The sequence below is a fragment of the Bradyrhizobium sp. sBnM-33 genome, from assembly GCF_032917945.1.
Lineage (GTDB): Bacteria > Pseudomonadota > Alphaproteobacteria > Rhizobiales > Xanthobacteraceae > Bradyrhizobium.
Genome location: NZ_CP136624.1, coordinates 7,281,670 through 7,296,050, shown reverse-complemented (window position 1 = coordinate 7,296,050; position 14,381 = coordinate 7,281,670). Strand labels below are relative to the sequence as shown.

General features: G+C 63.1%; 13 protein-coding genes. 6 read left to right on the top strand and 7 right to left on the bottom strand.

Annotated features, from left to right (window positions below):
* Positions 1-31 precede the first annotated feature (31 nt).
* On the bottom strand, positions 32-1,426 hold the full coding sequence (locus tag RX328_RS34280; RefSeq protein WP_213249545.1) for an MFS transporter: 1,395 nt from the start codon (positions 1,424-1,426) through the stop codon (positions 32-34).
* Between the two features lie 333 nt (positions 1,427-1,759).
* Here RX328_RS34280 and RX328_RS34275 point away from each other — a divergent pair, with 333 nt between their 5' ends.
* The 4 genes from RX328_RS34275 to RX328_RS34260 are packed head-to-tail and all read left to right on the top strand — an operon-like array spanning position 1,760 to position 5,633.
* A complete protein-coding gene (locus RX328_RS34275; protein WP_249726220.1) occupies positions 1,760-1,942 on the top strand; it encodes a hypothetical protein in 183 nt (60 codons plus the stop codon).
* Positions 1,943-1,983: 41 nt separating this feature from the next.
* A complete protein-coding gene (locus RX328_RS34270) occupies positions 1,984-3,444 on the top strand; it encodes an ABC transporter permease (RefSeq protein ID WP_249726221.1) in 1,461 nt (486 codons plus the stop codon).
* Between the two features lie 22 nt (positions 3,445-3,466).
* Positions 3,467-4,501 (top strand): ABC transporter substrate-binding protein, encoded by a 1,035-nt coding sequence (locus RX328_RS34265; RefSeq protein WP_249726222.1) that lies wholly within the window; start codon positions 3,467-3,469, stop codon positions 4,499-4,501.
* A 28-nt stretch (positions 4,502-4,529) separates the two neighbouring features.
* A complete protein-coding gene (locus RX328_RS34260; protein WP_213249547.1) occupies positions 4,530-5,633 on the top strand; it encodes an ABC transporter ATP-binding protein in 1,104 nt (367 codons plus the stop codon).
* A gap of 12 nt (positions 5,634-5,645) precedes the next feature.
* On the opposite strand, the gene RX328_RS34255 is transcribed toward RX328_RS34260, so the two are convergent.
* From RX328_RS34255 to RX328_RS34230, 6 genes are all read right to left on the bottom strand, one after another.
* Positions 5,646-6,434, bottom strand: a complete 789-nt coding sequence (locus RX328_RS34255; protein WP_213249549.1) for an ABC transporter ATP-binding protein — start codon at positions 6,432-6,434, stop codon at positions 5,646-5,648.
* Positions 6,422-7,477 carry a dihydrodipicolinate synthase family protein gene (locus tag RX328_RS34250; RefSeq protein ID WP_213249551.1) on the bottom strand — a complete coding sequence of 352 codons (1,056 nt, stop codon included), beginning with the start codon at positions 7,475-7,477 and terminating at the stop codon, positions 6,422-6,424. Before RX328_RS34250 ends, RX328_RS34255 begins: the two co-directional genes overlap by 13 nt.
* 11 nt (positions 7,478-7,488) lie before the next feature.
* Positions 7,489-8,307: a GNAT family N-acetyltransferase gene (locus tag RX328_RS34245; protein WP_213249553.1), complete on the bottom strand. Its 819-nt coding sequence runs from the start codon at positions 8,305-8,307 to the stop codon at positions 7,489-7,491.
* A complete protein-coding gene (locus RX328_RS34240) occupies positions 8,294-9,331 on the bottom strand; it encodes an NAD-dependent epimerase/dehydratase family protein (protein ID WP_213249669.1) in 1,038 nt (345 codons plus the stop codon). Before RX328_RS34240 ends, RX328_RS34245 begins: the two co-directional genes overlap by 14 nt.
* 14 nt (positions 9,332-9,345) lie before the next feature.
* Positions 9,346-10,116 carry an ABC transporter permease gene (locus tag RX328_RS34235; protein WP_213249555.1) on the bottom strand — a complete coding sequence of 257 codons (771 nt, stop codon included), beginning with the start codon at positions 10,114-10,116 and terminating at the stop codon, positions 9,346-9,348.
* A gap of 90 nt (positions 10,117-10,206) precedes the next feature.
* Positions 10,207-10,854: a TetR/AcrR family transcriptional regulator gene (locus RX328_RS34230; RefSeq protein WP_213249557.1), complete on the bottom strand. Its 648-nt coding sequence runs from the start codon at positions 10,852-10,854 to the stop codon at positions 10,207-10,209.
* A 98-nt stretch (positions 10,855-10,952) separates the two neighbouring features.
* Between RX328_RS34230 and RX328_RS34225 the strand changes: the two genes are divergently transcribed.
* Positions 10,953-11,957: an ABC transporter substrate-binding protein gene (locus RX328_RS34225; protein ID WP_213249559.1), complete on the top strand. Its 1,005-nt coding sequence runs from the start codon at positions 10,953-10,955 to the stop codon at positions 11,955-11,957.
* A 402-nt stretch (positions 11,958-12,359) separates the two neighbouring features.
* Positions 12,360-14,303, top strand: coding sequence for an alkyl/aryl-sulfatase (locus RX328_RS34220; protein WP_213249563.1), 1,944 nt, complete (start codon positions 12,360-12,362; stop codon positions 14,301-14,303).
* Positions 14,304-14,381: the final 78 nt, after the last annotated feature.

Below are 14,381 nucleotides of genomic sequence, written 5' to 3'. Positions count from 1 at the left end.
GTTGCGTCGGCACGCGCCCGTCGCATGGCTGTCATGTCCGTTCTGCACCCACGGCCAGACGCAGGAAACTCATCAGGCTCCCAAACGCGGCAAAGCCGGCCCCGAGCGCCAGCGCCACCGTGGCGCCGTTGTGACCGGCGAGCGCAAAGCACAATGCCGCCAGCGCGGCGCCGAGGGTTTGCCCGGTCAGGCGTGCGGTTGCGACGATTCCGCTCGCGCTGCCGCTGCGATGCGGCGGCGCGCTCGACATCAGCGCCCGCAGATTCGGCGTTTGAAAGAAGCCGAATCCGATTCCGCAAATCACCATGCGCCAGACGATGTTGGCAACGCTGGCGTCCGGCGGAAGCGTCGCCAGCAGCGCCATGCCGATGCCGAGCAATACCAGTCCGAGGCCGCCGAGGATGCCGACGGGATAGCGATCGGAGAGCCGGCCCCCGATTGGCGCCATGATCGCCACGACCAGCGGCCAGGGCGTCATGAAGAAGCCGGTCTCGACCTGCGACCGGTGCAGCACGTCCTCGAAGTAGAAGGGCAGCGAGACGAACGCCAGTCCCTGCACCGCGAATGTACAGACCGACGTGGCGGCCGACAGCGCGAACATCGGCCGCCGGAACAGATCGATCGGCAGCATTGGCGCCGGATGGTCCGCATCTCTACGCATCATGATCCAGCCGAGCAGCAATGCCGCGCCAAGCGTCAGGCCGACCAGGAGAGGCGGGGCCTGATGCGCCGCGATGCCGATGCCGATGATGAAAAGCCCGAGGCAGCTTGCAGTCAGCGCCGCGCTCGCAAAATCGAACGCGTGCTTCGCGCGCGGCGTTTTGGGCAAGGTCTTCAGGCCGATCCAGATTGCGATCACGCCGAACGGGATGTTGATCGCGAACAGCCACGGCCATGTCCCGATCGCAAGAATGGCGGAGGCGATGGTCGGACCGAACGTGAATGCCGTTCCGACCACCAGCGCGTTATGGCCAAAGCCACGGCCGAGCATATGGGTCGGATAGACGAAACGGACCAGGGCCGCATTCACGCTCATGATGCCGCTGGCGCCCAGCCCCTGCAGCGCGCGCGCCGCCGTCAGGCTGGGTAGCGACCATGCCAAGGCGCAGCCAAGCGAGGCCAGCGTGAACAGCACGAGGCCTCCGATATAAATGCGCTCGTGGCCGACGATCTCGCCGAGCGCGCCCAGCGGCAGCAGCGTCGCGACCAACGCGATCTGGTAGATATTGACGACCCAGACCACGTCGGCCGGGCTGACATGGAGGTCAGCCGCGATGGCGGGCAGCGCGATATTGGCGATCGCCGTATCCAGCGAGGCCAGCGCCAGCGCGGTAAAGATCGCCGCGACCGCCCAGCGCCGGAGTTCCGGCGGCAAGCCGTCGATGGGCGTCGGGGCGGTCGACTTTGCGGTTGTATCCAGTGACATTCTCTCGGGCTCTCCACGCCGGGGCGGTCGCGCCCTCTGCGGCGTGTACTACGGACGCAGCACGGACCACAGGCGCGCCGCTGCATGATGCGTATGCGGACTGATCGTTAGCATTGAAAAAGTCCCCCTCCGCGCCAAATCCGCGCGCCGACTATCGGATACCTTCCCGCCCGCCAAGCGATCGACTAGGCTTGAGGCGCACAGCGACCGCAATTTCATAAAAAGACGGTCACGGCGAGAGGAAACGCTTTGAACGGACTGGCGAGCCGGCGCAGCGAAGCCATGCGTAGCGCAAGTGGGGGCAGGCATGGGCGCGTAGGAGCCGGTCTGTGGGTGTCCCTCCTGCTGGCGATCCTCGGCTTTCTCGTCATCTACCCGATCCTGATGCTGCTGCTCGGCGCGCTTACCGACACCAATCCGGTGGTCGAAGGCATCAGCCTCAGTCATCTCTCGGTGACCAACTTCCTCACCGTGCTGGCCAACCCGAATGTCGCCGAGGCGCTCGCCACACGCTGATTGCCTGTGGCGGCGGCACGCTGATCGCGGTCGCGGTCGGGTTGCTGTTTTCCTGGATCGTCGTCCGCACCAATACGCCGTTCAAGGGCTTCATCGCGGCCGCCAGCATCCTGCCATTGTTCGCGCCGCCGCTGGTCGCGGGAGTCGCATGGGCGATCCTCGGCTCGCCGAAGACCGGCCTGATCAACACCATGTTCAAATGGGCAGGGCTGGATTGGCGCGTCGATTTCTATTCGATGTGGGGATTGGTGTTCGTGTTCGGCATCTACTACGCGCCGTACGTCTACATGTTCACCTCTTCGGCGCTGCGCAACATGGATCCGAGCCTGGAGGAGGCCGCCGAGATTTCCGGCGCCAGCGCGTTCGCCACCTTGTTCTCGGTGACGTTTCCGCTGATCATGCCGGCGATCGTCTCGGGCATGCTGCTGTCGTTCATCGTGATGCTCGGCATCTACGGCATTCCGGCGGTGTTGGGTGCGCCGACCAACCTTGCCGTGCTGACCACCTATATTTTCAAGCTCACCAACTGGTCACCGCCGCTCTACAACACCGCCGCAGCGGTGGCGATCATCCTGATGGTCGTCACGGGCCTGCTCGTGTTCCTGCAGCACAAGGTGCTGAGCGGCCGCAGCTACACCACCGTCGCCGGCAAGGCGTTCCGTCCGCGCAGCCTCGATCTGGGGCTCTGGCGCTGGTTCACCTTCGGTCTCGGCGTTGGCTATCTCCTGGTCGTCGTGGTGCTGCCGTTGTTCGCGCTGATCGTTGCCGCGTTCCGCAAGTTCATGTTCATACGCGATGTCAGCAGCCTGTTCGATGCCAGGCAATATTCCCTGATGCATTTTGAAAGTATCTTCGACAATCCGCTGACCATGCGTTCGATCTACAACGCAGTCGAAGTCGGGCTGATCACCGCGGTGGTGGGCGGCGCGCTGGCGTTTGCGATCGGCTACACCATTCACCGCACCCAGGTGATGGGCCGGCGCTGGATCGACGTGATCTCGACCCTGCCGGTCGCGATCCCCGGCCTCGTGGTCGGCGTCGCCTACCTCTGGGCCTGGATCGGCATTCCCGCAGGGCTTTACGGCACAATCTGGATTCTGGCGCTGGCTTTCATCGCGCGCTTCATGCCGGACACGGTCAAGGCGCTGTCGACCTCGTTCCTGCAGATTCATCGCGAGCTCGAGGAGGCTGCCTGGGTCTGCGGCAAGGGCGTGCTCGGCACCATCAGGACGATCGTGCTGCCGCTGGCGCGGCCGGGCGTGATCGCCTCGATGACGCTGTTGTTTGTGCTGGCGATCCGCGAACTTGGCTCATCGCTGTTTCTCTACACCAGCAACACCATGGTGATGTCGGTGCTGTTGCTCGACTATTACGAAGGCGGCAACCTCGGAAAGACCGCCGCATTCAGCCTGGTGCAAACCGTTCTGCTCGGCGTTCTCATCGGCGGCGCCAATTGGTTGTCGCGCGGTGCGGCGCAGGGCAGCGTCGCCCGAACCGGATAACAAAACGAAGGGGAGGATTGCTATGACTGGAAGGACCTTCACCAACATTGCTGCAATCGCAGGCGTCGCCGGTCTTGCGCTGACATGGAGCGCAGCGGCACAGGCGCAGGAGTTCGGCTCACCCGAATTGATCGCCGCGGCGAAGGCCGAAGGCAAGCTGGTGTACTACACCGCGAATTTCGCCGAGGTCGAGCAGCAGGTCATCAAGGCCTTCAACAAGCGTTTCCCCGAAATAAAAATCGAGATGGTGCGCGCGCCCGGCGGCCAGCTCATCACCCGCGTCAAGACCGAGGCCGCGGCCGGTAAACTGATCGCCGATGTTGTCGATCATTCCGATCGCGCGCTGATGCAGCCCCTGGCGGACATGTTCCAGGATTACGCGCCGCCGAATGCGGCCGACTACAATCCCGACGCGCAGATCGCACCGCAGCTCTGGCCGCGTGTCACGCTGGTGTGGGCGATCGCCTACAATACTGAACTGGTAAAGAACCCGCCCAAGACCTGGATGGACCTCACCAAGCCCGAATACAGCAAGTTGACCGGGCAGGTGATCGCTCCGTCGGGCGGCACCACGTGGACCCGGGTGATGTTCGAGCGCCAGGTGCTCGGCGAGGACTATTGGGCCAAGCAGGCTGCAACCAAGCCGGTGTTGTATCCATCGGGCGCGCCGATGTCGGATTCGCTGGTGCGCGGCGAAATCGCGATGGGGCCTTTGCTCTACAATGCAATCTATCCGAAGCAGAAGGACGGCGCGCCGATCCAGATCTTCTTTCCGCCGGAAGGCGCGCCGGTCAATCCTTATGCCACGGGCATTCCGAAGACCGCCGCGCACCCTAATGCCGCAAAACTGTTTCTCAACTGGTGCCTCTCGAAGGAGGGGCAGACGTTCATGATCAAGGAACTCGGCAACCTCACGTCACTGAAGGTGCCGCCGGCATACCCGGAAGGCTTTGATCCCAAAGTGGTTAAGGTCTGGTTCCCGAAGTTCGACGAGTATGTGAAGTTGCACGCCGCCTGGGTGGCCGAGTGGAACAAGGCCTACGGCTACGGGCAATGATCGTCACATCAGGGAAATTATCGAACCGATGACGGCAACCCTCGAAGTCACCGACCTGCGCAAGCAGTTTGCGATCGGCCGGCCGGCGATCGATGGCGTCAGTTTTGGCGTGCCGGCCGGAGAGATCGTAGTTCTGCTCGGTCCCTCCGGCTGCGGCAAGACCACGACGCTGCGCTGCGTCGCGGGCCTGGAGCACCCGACATCGGGTGAAATCAGCATTGCCGGCAAGGTCGTCTCGTCACCCGAGCGTGGCATTTTGGTGCCGCCGCGGTTGCGCGATCTCGGCATGGTGTTTCAGTCCTACGCAGTGTGGCCGCATATGACGGTGCGGCAGAACGTGGTCTATCCGCTCAAGCACCGGAAATTTTCGCGCATTGAGGCCCGCCGCAAGGTCGACGAGGCGCTCGAACTGGTCGGCCTGTCGGAATACGCTGATCGAGCGGTGGTCGCATTATCAGGCGGCCAGATGCAGCGCGTGGCGCTGGCGCGCAGCATCGTGTACCGGCCGCAGTTACTGCTGCTCGACGAGCCCCTGTCGAACCTCGACGCCAAGCTGCGCCTGCGGCTGCGCGATGATCTCCGGGTGATCCTCAAGCAAACCGGGATGACTGCGCTCTATGTCACCCATGACCAGGCTGAAGCCGTCGTGCTCGGCGACCGCATCGGCGTGATGCGCGACGGCAAATTGCTGCAGATGGATACGCCGGATGCGATCTATAACCGCCCGGCGGATTTGTTCGTTGCCAACTTCACCGGCGCGACCAACGAGCTCGCCGGCACGCTGGTCTCGCGCAACGGCCAATTCGGCATCGTCGATTTCGGCGACGGGCGGCGGGGCGAGGTGGCATTGCTGCATTCGCTCGGCCTGGACGAGAAGGTGCGCATTGCGCTGCGGCCGGAGAACATCGCGATCGGCCAGCATGACGGCGCCAACATTTTTCCCGCCCGCGTTCTCGACCGCCGCTATCAGGGCACGCAGACGGCCTACGGCATCGAACTGTTCGGCCGGCGGCTGGAGGTGGTTGAGCTCGGCACCGCGGCTCGCCATCAGGTCGGCATCGAGACCCGCGTTTCGCTGCCACGGGAGAGTTGCTGGGCCTATCGCGATACAGGACCGACGGCATATGAATAGCGGTTGATAGGCCTACGTGCCCGGGCTCAATCCCAGTCGCGCGTAGATACGCCGCGCATAGGCGCCAAACTCGTCCGTGGTCTTGATCGGCAATGCGCGGGGAAACGGCAGATCGATCGGGAAATATTCTGCCATTCGCGCCGGACCTGCGGTGAGCACTGCGCAATGCGAGGCGAGGAACACGGCTTCCTGGATCGAGTGCGTCACGAACAGGATGGTCTTGCCGCTTTCGCGCCAGATTCGCAGCATTTCGAGGTTCATCTGCTCGCGGGTCAGCGCATCCAGCGCGCCGAACGGTTCGTCCATCAGGATCAGTTTGGGATCGTGGATGAAGGCGCGGGCAATCGCGGTGCGCTGCTGCATGCCGCCGGACAATTGCTGCGGATATCGGTCCTCATAGCCAGCCAGGCCGACCAGGTTGAGCAGATCGCGGGCGCGGCTCCGTGCAGCCTTCATCGGCAAGCCGACGATTTCGGCCGGCAGCAGCACGTTGTCCAAAATGGTTCGCCATTTCAGCAGCAGGGCCTGCTGGAACACCATGCCGATGTCGCGCGCCGGATCAAACGGCGTTTTCGCATTACCGATTTTAATCGTGCCTCCGTCGGCGTCATGCAATCCGGCCAGGATCTTCAGCACGGTGGTCTTGCCGCAGCCGGACGGGCCGACCAGCGAAACCAGTTCGCCTTCCCCGACGTCCATGGTGACGTCGGAGACGGCGAGGAATTCCGCGCCCTTGGACCGGTAGACCTTGCGGACGTTGCGCAGGCTGATGAAGGGCTCTTCCGCAGTCATGCCAGCCATTTCTGCAGGTTCTCCCGCACGAAGCTATCGTCGGAGAGATCGGCATGTTCGCGGCAGACGCGGTCGATCTCCTGCATCTGGCCCGGGCTCAGCCCTTCAGCGGGATCGAGGCACCAGAGGCCCTGCATCAATCCCTGCCGCCGCAAGATTTCGTGGCAACCTGCGATGCAGCCGTGAAAATTATGGGCAACGTCGAAGAACGCGCTGTTGCAATCGGTGACACGCGCGTCGAGCGCCAGCAAATCGGCCGGCAGGGTGTCCTTGCCGCGCGCCGCCTTGCACATTTCAAACTGCTTGATCGCGCTTGCGGTCCACACCGACCAGTGCCCGAGCAGGCCGCCTTTGAAGTAGGCTCGAGTGGTGACGCCCTTGTCGCGGAGGTCGAACGGCAGAGTGAGGTCAAGCAGGATGTGATCGTCATTGCCGGTATAGAGCGCGACGCGGTCGAGCGCGTTCGCCGCCGCCACCCCACGCAGCACGTCCAGCGTCCGATAGCGATTGAACGGCGCAACCTTGATGGCGATGACGTTGTCGATACCTGCGAAGCGACGCCAGAAATCGGCGCTGAGGATGACGCCGCCGACGGCCGGCTGCAAATAGAAGCCGACCAGGGGGATCTCGCGTGCCACCGCCTCGCAATGCGCGATGATCTCGTCCTCGGATGCCGATTTCATCGCAGCCAGGCTGAGCAGGCCGGCGTGGTAGCCGATGCCGCGTGCGGTCTGCGCTTCTGCGATGGCCTGCTGCGTCGGACCGGCCAGTCCCGCGACCATCGCGACCGGCCGCCTGGTCCATGAAGCGGCGGTCTCGGCCGCCAGCTCCAGCACCGGACGGTACATGCCGACGTCGCGGATCGCGAATTGCGTGGTGTGCACGCCCACGGCCAATCCTCCGGCGCCGGCATCGAGATAATAGCGGGTCAGTGCCCGCTGGTGCCTGATATCGAGTGCGCGGTTGGCGTCGAGCGCGAGCGGATGCGCAGGGAGCACGGTACCGTCGGCGATCAGCTTTCGAACCTCGGCCTTGATTTCGCTATGATGCATGGCGGCGCTTCCTATCCGAATTCCGGGCCGGCGACGGCGAACGGTAGTTGCGCGGGCGAGGCAGTCGCGGAGCCAAAGCGCATGCGCTGAAACGGCCGCTCGATATTCCAGCCCGAGCGAACGAGACCGCGCAGAAACGCATCCTGAGAATGAACGGCATCGATCAGCCAGGGGCCGGTCTCAGAGCTAGTGATGGCGTCGACCAACGCCAGCGCCTGATCGGCGTGGTCGGCCAGGACCGGACCGATGTGCCGCGCGGTGCGTCCATCGCGGACGAGGGCCATGGCTCGAGCATCCGACACGATGCGAGAACCCGGGCGCGCAGCAAATTCCGACAGCAATGTGCTGCGGTCGAATCCCATGGCGCTGCCATCGCGCGCGGCCAGGGCTTCGAGGTTGCCGGCCGCTAGCGGCCTTGTCGCTGTGGTGCCTTGCGGCTTTTCCAACCGCAACCTTCGCAATTGCAGCGTCGGCGCAAAACCGAGCGGACCATAGACGGTCGCGCCAGCCGGCGTAGCGTCAAGCCAGGTTGTGAGCCCGCGCCGCGCGGCCGCTTCCAGGCATGCATCGACGAGCCTGGTCGCAAGGCCGCGGCGACGAAAGTTGGCGGTCACCAGCACCATGCTGATCCAGGCATTGCCCGCCGAGTAGGGCATCAGCGCCGCTGTCGCCACCAACCGGTCTGCGTCGCGCGCGCCGAATACGACCCCTTGGCTCAGGAAAAATCGCCAGTCGGCTTCGTTCTGGTTCCAGCCGGCTTCGGTCGACAGCACGAGCCCGGCCTTCGCATCGCTGATGCCGAGCTCGACGATGGGCTCAATAGCGGCCATCGCGCACCTCGTATTTGGTGGGCTTGCCGAGGCTCGGCATTGATCGCGACACCCAATCGGCTGTCCAACTGATGAGCTGCTCGGTATCGACGATCGGCAGGCCGAATAATTTTACCGCCTGCGACGTGTCGGTGAGCCACGCCGTCGGCTCCTCTTTGCCGACAATCACGGGTGCGCGGCCGAAGCGCTGGCCGAATTTCGCGGCGAGATCGCGCACCGCCAGGATCTCGTGGCCACTGACATTGATCGGGGAGGTCGGCGTATCGCAATGCGCCAGACAGCGCAGCGCTTGCGAGGAAGCGTCGCCTTGCCAGATGAAATTGACATGGCCGAGGCTGACGTCGATCGGCTTGCCGTGCAGCACCTTGCTTGCGATATCGTGCAGCACGCCGTAACGCATGTCGATCGCGTAGTTCAGCCGGAACAGCCGTCCGGGAGTTCCATGCTTGCGTGAGAAATACTCGAACATGCGCTCGCGCCCGACGCAGGATTGCGCGTATTCGCCCGGCGGATCGGGCGCCATATCCTCGGCCGAACCCTTGCCGGAGACCGGCACGAACGGATAGACGCAGCCGGTCGAGAACGCGACGATACGCGACGCCGCAAAGGCCTGCGCGACCAGGGCCGGGACGTGCGAATTCATCGCCCAGGTCAGCGAGAGGTCGCCCTCGGCACCGAACTTGCGTCCGGCCATGAAGACGATATTCGGAATCTTCGGGAGCGCCTTGATGGCGCTTTCGTCGAGCAGGTCGCAATTGATGGTCTCGATGCCGCGCGCCTGCAGCCAGTCCTTGACGGCGGGATCGCTGAAGCGGGCCACGCCGATGACGCGGCGCTCCGGCGCGGCCGCCTTGGCAAGGCCGGCCAGCGTCGGCCCCATCTTGCCGGCAACACCCAGGATCATGATGTCGCCGTCGACCTTGCGCAAATCGTCGATCAACGCCTGACTCGGGCGGCACAACAGCTCGTCGAGTGCGGTAGTATCGGCGATCGTCTGCGGCAGGTTTTCGCGCGTCAGCAGCATCTTCATTCCCTGTCTTATTGCAGCCGGATGTCACGGACGACGAACATCCGTTCGAGGCCGAGCACGAGGCCATACAGCGCCACACCGAGCAACGTCAGGAGCACCACTGCCATCACCATCGCCGGCGTATCGAGCGAGGATTGAACCTGGATCATGAGGTAGCCGAGCCCGCGTTCTGAGGCGATGAATTCGCCGACGATCGCGCCGGCCACCGCCAGGATGGCGCCGACCTTCATTCCGGAAAACACGTATGGCAGCGCACCTGGCAACTGGATCTTTCGGAACAGCGTCCAGCGCGAGCCGCGCAGCGACTTCACGAGATCCAGCAGATCAGGCTCGACCTCGCTCAATCCGCGCGCAGTGGTGAGCAGGATGGGAAAGAAGCAGATGGAAAACGCTATCAGGATGTTCGGGAAGATGCCGTAAGAGAACCAGACGATGAACAGCGGTCCGAGCGCCACTTTCGGGATCATGTTCAGCGTCACGAACAGCGGCAGCAGCAACAGGCTGACCAGCGGCGACCAGGTGAACAGCACGGCCAGCACGATGCCAACCAGCGCGCCGAGGCAGAATCCGCCGAGAATTTCGATGGCGGTAACCGCGAGATTGGAGAGCCAGGCATAGCTGGGCGAGCCCAGGGTCGCGACGGTCGCGAGCGGCGAGGGGAGGATGAATTTTGGCACCTGGAAGACGTCGACCATAACTTGCCAGAGCACGATCACGGTGAGGTGCACGATCAGGATGATCGCGAAAGACCGAGCCGATCCGCCGTCACCGCTGAACACCGTGTGCGCTCCCTTTGGATGCGCGGCCGGTTCCCCGCCGCGCGGCGGCAATCTACCGCGGCCCCTTCCAGTAATCAACCATCTGGTTGATTATGGCCGCAGTGAGTGCATCACCAGGTCGACCACGTGCCTGCGGCGGGCCTGCCGCGCGGCTCGGCTCGACAGATCCTTGCCGAAGATCGCCGACAGGGTCGGCGTGTTCGAAAAGTAAAAATAGCTGAGCCCGGCAATCGAGATATAGAGGTGCAGGGGGTTGATACCTTTACGGAATATGCCGGCCTTCACGCCCTCGTCGAGAATGGTCGAGACGAGACTGACCAGCGGCGAATGCATCGCTTCCAATTTTCGCGATCCGCGCACATGCCGGGCGCCGCCCCGGTTTTCGTCGTTCAGCAGCACGATGAAGTCCGGATGCGCGGCGAGGTGATCGAACGAACTTTCGATCAGTTTCTTGATGGCCTGTTCGGGTGGCAGTCCCTCGAGGTTGAGCTTGCGCTCCTGGGCGCGGATCTCTTCATAGACCCATTCGAGCACCGCCAGATACAGCGCGTCCTTGTCACCGAAATAGTGATAAACGAGCTGCTTGTTGACGCCTGCGCGCGCAGCGATCTCGTCGACCCTGGCCCCGGCGAGGCCGCTGCCGGCGAATTCGCGCCGTGCCGCGGTCAGCAGTTTTTTGCGGGTCGCGGCCGGATCGCGCCGCTGCGGCCTGGTATTCTCAGAACGTTTCTTCGGCATTTCCAACCAAATAGTTGACAAGTCGTCTGGTCCCTTGTTGCATTGGTAGCGTCACGGATGCGCGACGACAAGATCGGTTGCAGAACGAGGAGGGTGCAATGAAGGCTTTGCGAATTGCGGGATTGGCGCTTGCGCTTGCCGCGCCGGCTGCGCCCTGTGTGGCCGCCGAGTCCGTTAGCCTGATCCTGAACTGGACGCCGACGGCCGATCATTCGCCGTTCTATTACGCCAAGTCCCAAGGCTGGTACGAGAAGGCCGGCATCGATCTCACGATCGAAGTCGGCAAAGGCTCCGGCGTCTCATCGCTGAAAGTCGGCTCCGGCGGCTCGCCGTTCGGCATCGCCGATCTCGCGACCGCGCTGGTGGCCAAGAGCAAGGGCGCCGACGTGGTGGCGCTGATGAGCATCTACGCCAACACCGGACAGACCTTCTACTGGCTGAAGAGCTATGGCGTGAACGGGCCGAAGGACTTTCCGAACCATAAGATCGGCAATCCGCCGGGCGATGCCTCGCGGGTGATGTGGCCGGCCTTTGCCAAGGCCGCCGGCATCGCGCCTGAATCGGTGAGCTTCGTCAATGTCGGTCCGACCGCCAAGATCGCGGCGCTGAAGAGCCATACCGTCGATATCATCAGCGATTTCTACAATGAGCACGATTTGAAGGTGATCGAGTTCGGCGCCGATCTCGGCTACGTCAACTGGAAGGATATCGGGCTGAACCCTTACGGCAATTCGCTCATCGTCAACGGCGCCTATCTGCAAAAGAATCCAAAACTGGTCGAGGATTTCGTCAAGATCAGCCAGAAGGCCTATGCCGCCTGCGTCGCCGACGTCGCGCCCTGCCTCAAGGCGCTGCTGGATCAAGCCTCCGGCCTCGACAAGGAAAACCAGCAGCGGCAGTGGGAGCGGATCAAGTTCCTGATGACGGACGAATTCACGACGACTAAGGCGCTCGGCTGGATCGACGCCGAGCGGATGAAGAAAGACTACGAGTTGGTGCAGACCTATCTCGGCATGGAAAAGCCGTTCGACGTGAACACTGCTTTTTCGGTCAAGATGCTGGATACGAGCATCAAGATGGATGCCAGCAAGGTGAAGAAGTAACGGGGCGGTCGGCGTCTCCCGCCGTCATTGCGAGCGCAGCGAAGCAATCCATTTTCTCAGCTTGCCGAGCTATGGATTGCTTCGTCGCTTCGCTCCTCGCATGACGTGAGGCTCGTTTAGGAGGCAGACATCACTGCAGCGCCATGCCTGACGTCGCGATCACCTTCGTCAGCTTCTCGTAAGGCCTTCATCAGCGCGGCAAGCTCGAGGGCAAATGGTGGCTTCCGGAAATCCGGCCTCCGCAATCGTCGGCACATCGGGCAGATCGGCGACGCGCTTGTCGGTCACGAGGGCAAGAGGCTTCACGCTGCCGGTCTTGATGTGCTTCCAAGGGTTAGAGTGTCGCTGACGCTGTTCGAATTTTCGACCTTCTGTTTCTTTCGCGTAAGGGAGCACACAACAATGAGCCAACCAGCCACGATCGAAGCGAAGGAATCTCCAAAGGAAGCGTCCGCGTCCGTTATCGCGCAGCATGCGGCGACGCTAAAGGCGCTGCCGTTCTCCGACACGCGTGATTTCGACGATGCCGCGCGCGGCTTCCTCGGCACGATCGAGAATGCGAAGATCACCTCGCCTCAGGGCAGGGTGGTCTGGAGCCTGGAGCCTTACGGCTTCCTGTCCGCGGAAGAAGCGCCGCCGACGGTCGATCCCAGCCTGTGGCGGCAGTCGCGGCTCAACATGCATCATGGCCTGTTCGAGGTAATGCCCGGCGTCTACCAGGTGCGCGGGCTCGATATCGCCAACATGACGCTGATCGAGGGCGACAGCGGCGTAATCGTGGTGGATGCGCTGACCTCGATCGAGGGCGCGCGAGCGGCGATGGAGCTCTACTTTCAGCACCGGGGCAAGCGGCCTGTTGCGGCCGTGATCTTCACCCATACCCACACCGACCATTGGGGCGGCGCGCGCGGCGTACTCGATGATGCAACGCTGAGCCGCGGCAGCGTGCCGATCATTGCGCCCAATCTGTTCATGGAGCATGCGGTTTCGGAAAACATCATTGCCGGCCCCGCCATGCTGCGGCGCGCGCAATATCAGTTCGGGCCGTTTCTTGCGAAAGGCGTGCGCGGGCAGGTCGATTGCGGGCTTGGCAAGACCATGGCGGCGGGGGCGGTTGCGCTCGTGCGCCCGAGCGACCTGATCATCGCGACCCGCGACCGGCGGACCATCGACGGGATCGAATTCGAATTCCAGATGGCGCCGAACAGCGAAGCGCCGGCAGAGATGCATTTCTTCATACCGCGTTACAAGCTTCTCAACCTTGCGGAAAACTGCACGCATAATTTCCACAATCTGCTGCCGTTCCGCGGCGCCGACGTACGCGACGCACTGGCCTGGTCGAAATATCTCGGCGAGGCCCTGCAGATGTGGGGCGGCAAGGCGGATGCGATGTGCGGCCAGCACCATTGGCCGGTCTGGGGCCGGGAGCGGATCGACACCATGATCCGGCAGCAGCGCGATCTCTATAAATTCGCGCATGACCAGACCATCCGTCTGATGAACCATGGGCTAACCGCAGCCGAAATCGCCGAAACCATCCGCCTGCCGGCGAGCCTTGAGGGCGCCTGGCATGGCCGTGGTTATTACGGCCACATCAGGCATAACGTGAAAGCGATCTACCAAAAATATCTCGGCTGGTACGACGCCAATCCCGTCAATCTCGATCCGCTGCCGCCGGTCGAATCGGGCAAAAAATATGTCGAGTATATGGGCGGTGCGGACGCGGTCCTGGCGCGCGCGCGCGAGGATTTTGCCAGGGGCGAATTCCGCTTCGTCGCACAGGCGGTGAGCCATCTAGTGTTCGCCGATCCCGACAATCAGGCGGCACGCGCGTTGCTCGCCGATACGTTCGAGCAGCTCGGCTACGCCTCGGAAAGTTCGACCTGGCGCAATGCGTATCTGTTCGGCGCGCAGGAACTGCGGCAGGGGATGCCCAAGACGCCGCCGCGCGCCGCGATGCCGCGTGAAACGCTGGCGGCGCTGCGCACCGAGCAGCTCTGGGACGTGCTCGGCGTGCGCCTCAACGGTCCCAAGGCCGAAGGCAAGCGCATCGTGCTGAACTGGAATTTCACCGATACCAAGGAGAGTTTCATGCTCAACCTGGAAAACTGCGCGTTGACCTATGTCGCCAGTGCGCAAGCCGGCGATGCCGACGCCAGCCTCACGCTGCCGCGCAGCGTGCTCGACGAAGTGATCGCCAAACTGACGACGTTCCCGGAAGCAGTCAGCGCCGGCAAGATCCAGGTCAGCGGCAATCCGGTGCGGCTCGACGAATTGATGATGCTGATGGACGAATTCCCGCGGATGTTCGAGATCGTCGAGCCGAAACGGACGGTGGTCTCCTGACGTGGTTGTGATCTCGTAGGGTGGGCAAAGTCGTGTGAGCGCCGTGCCCACCATCTGTCCGGATCCATGCGATGGTGG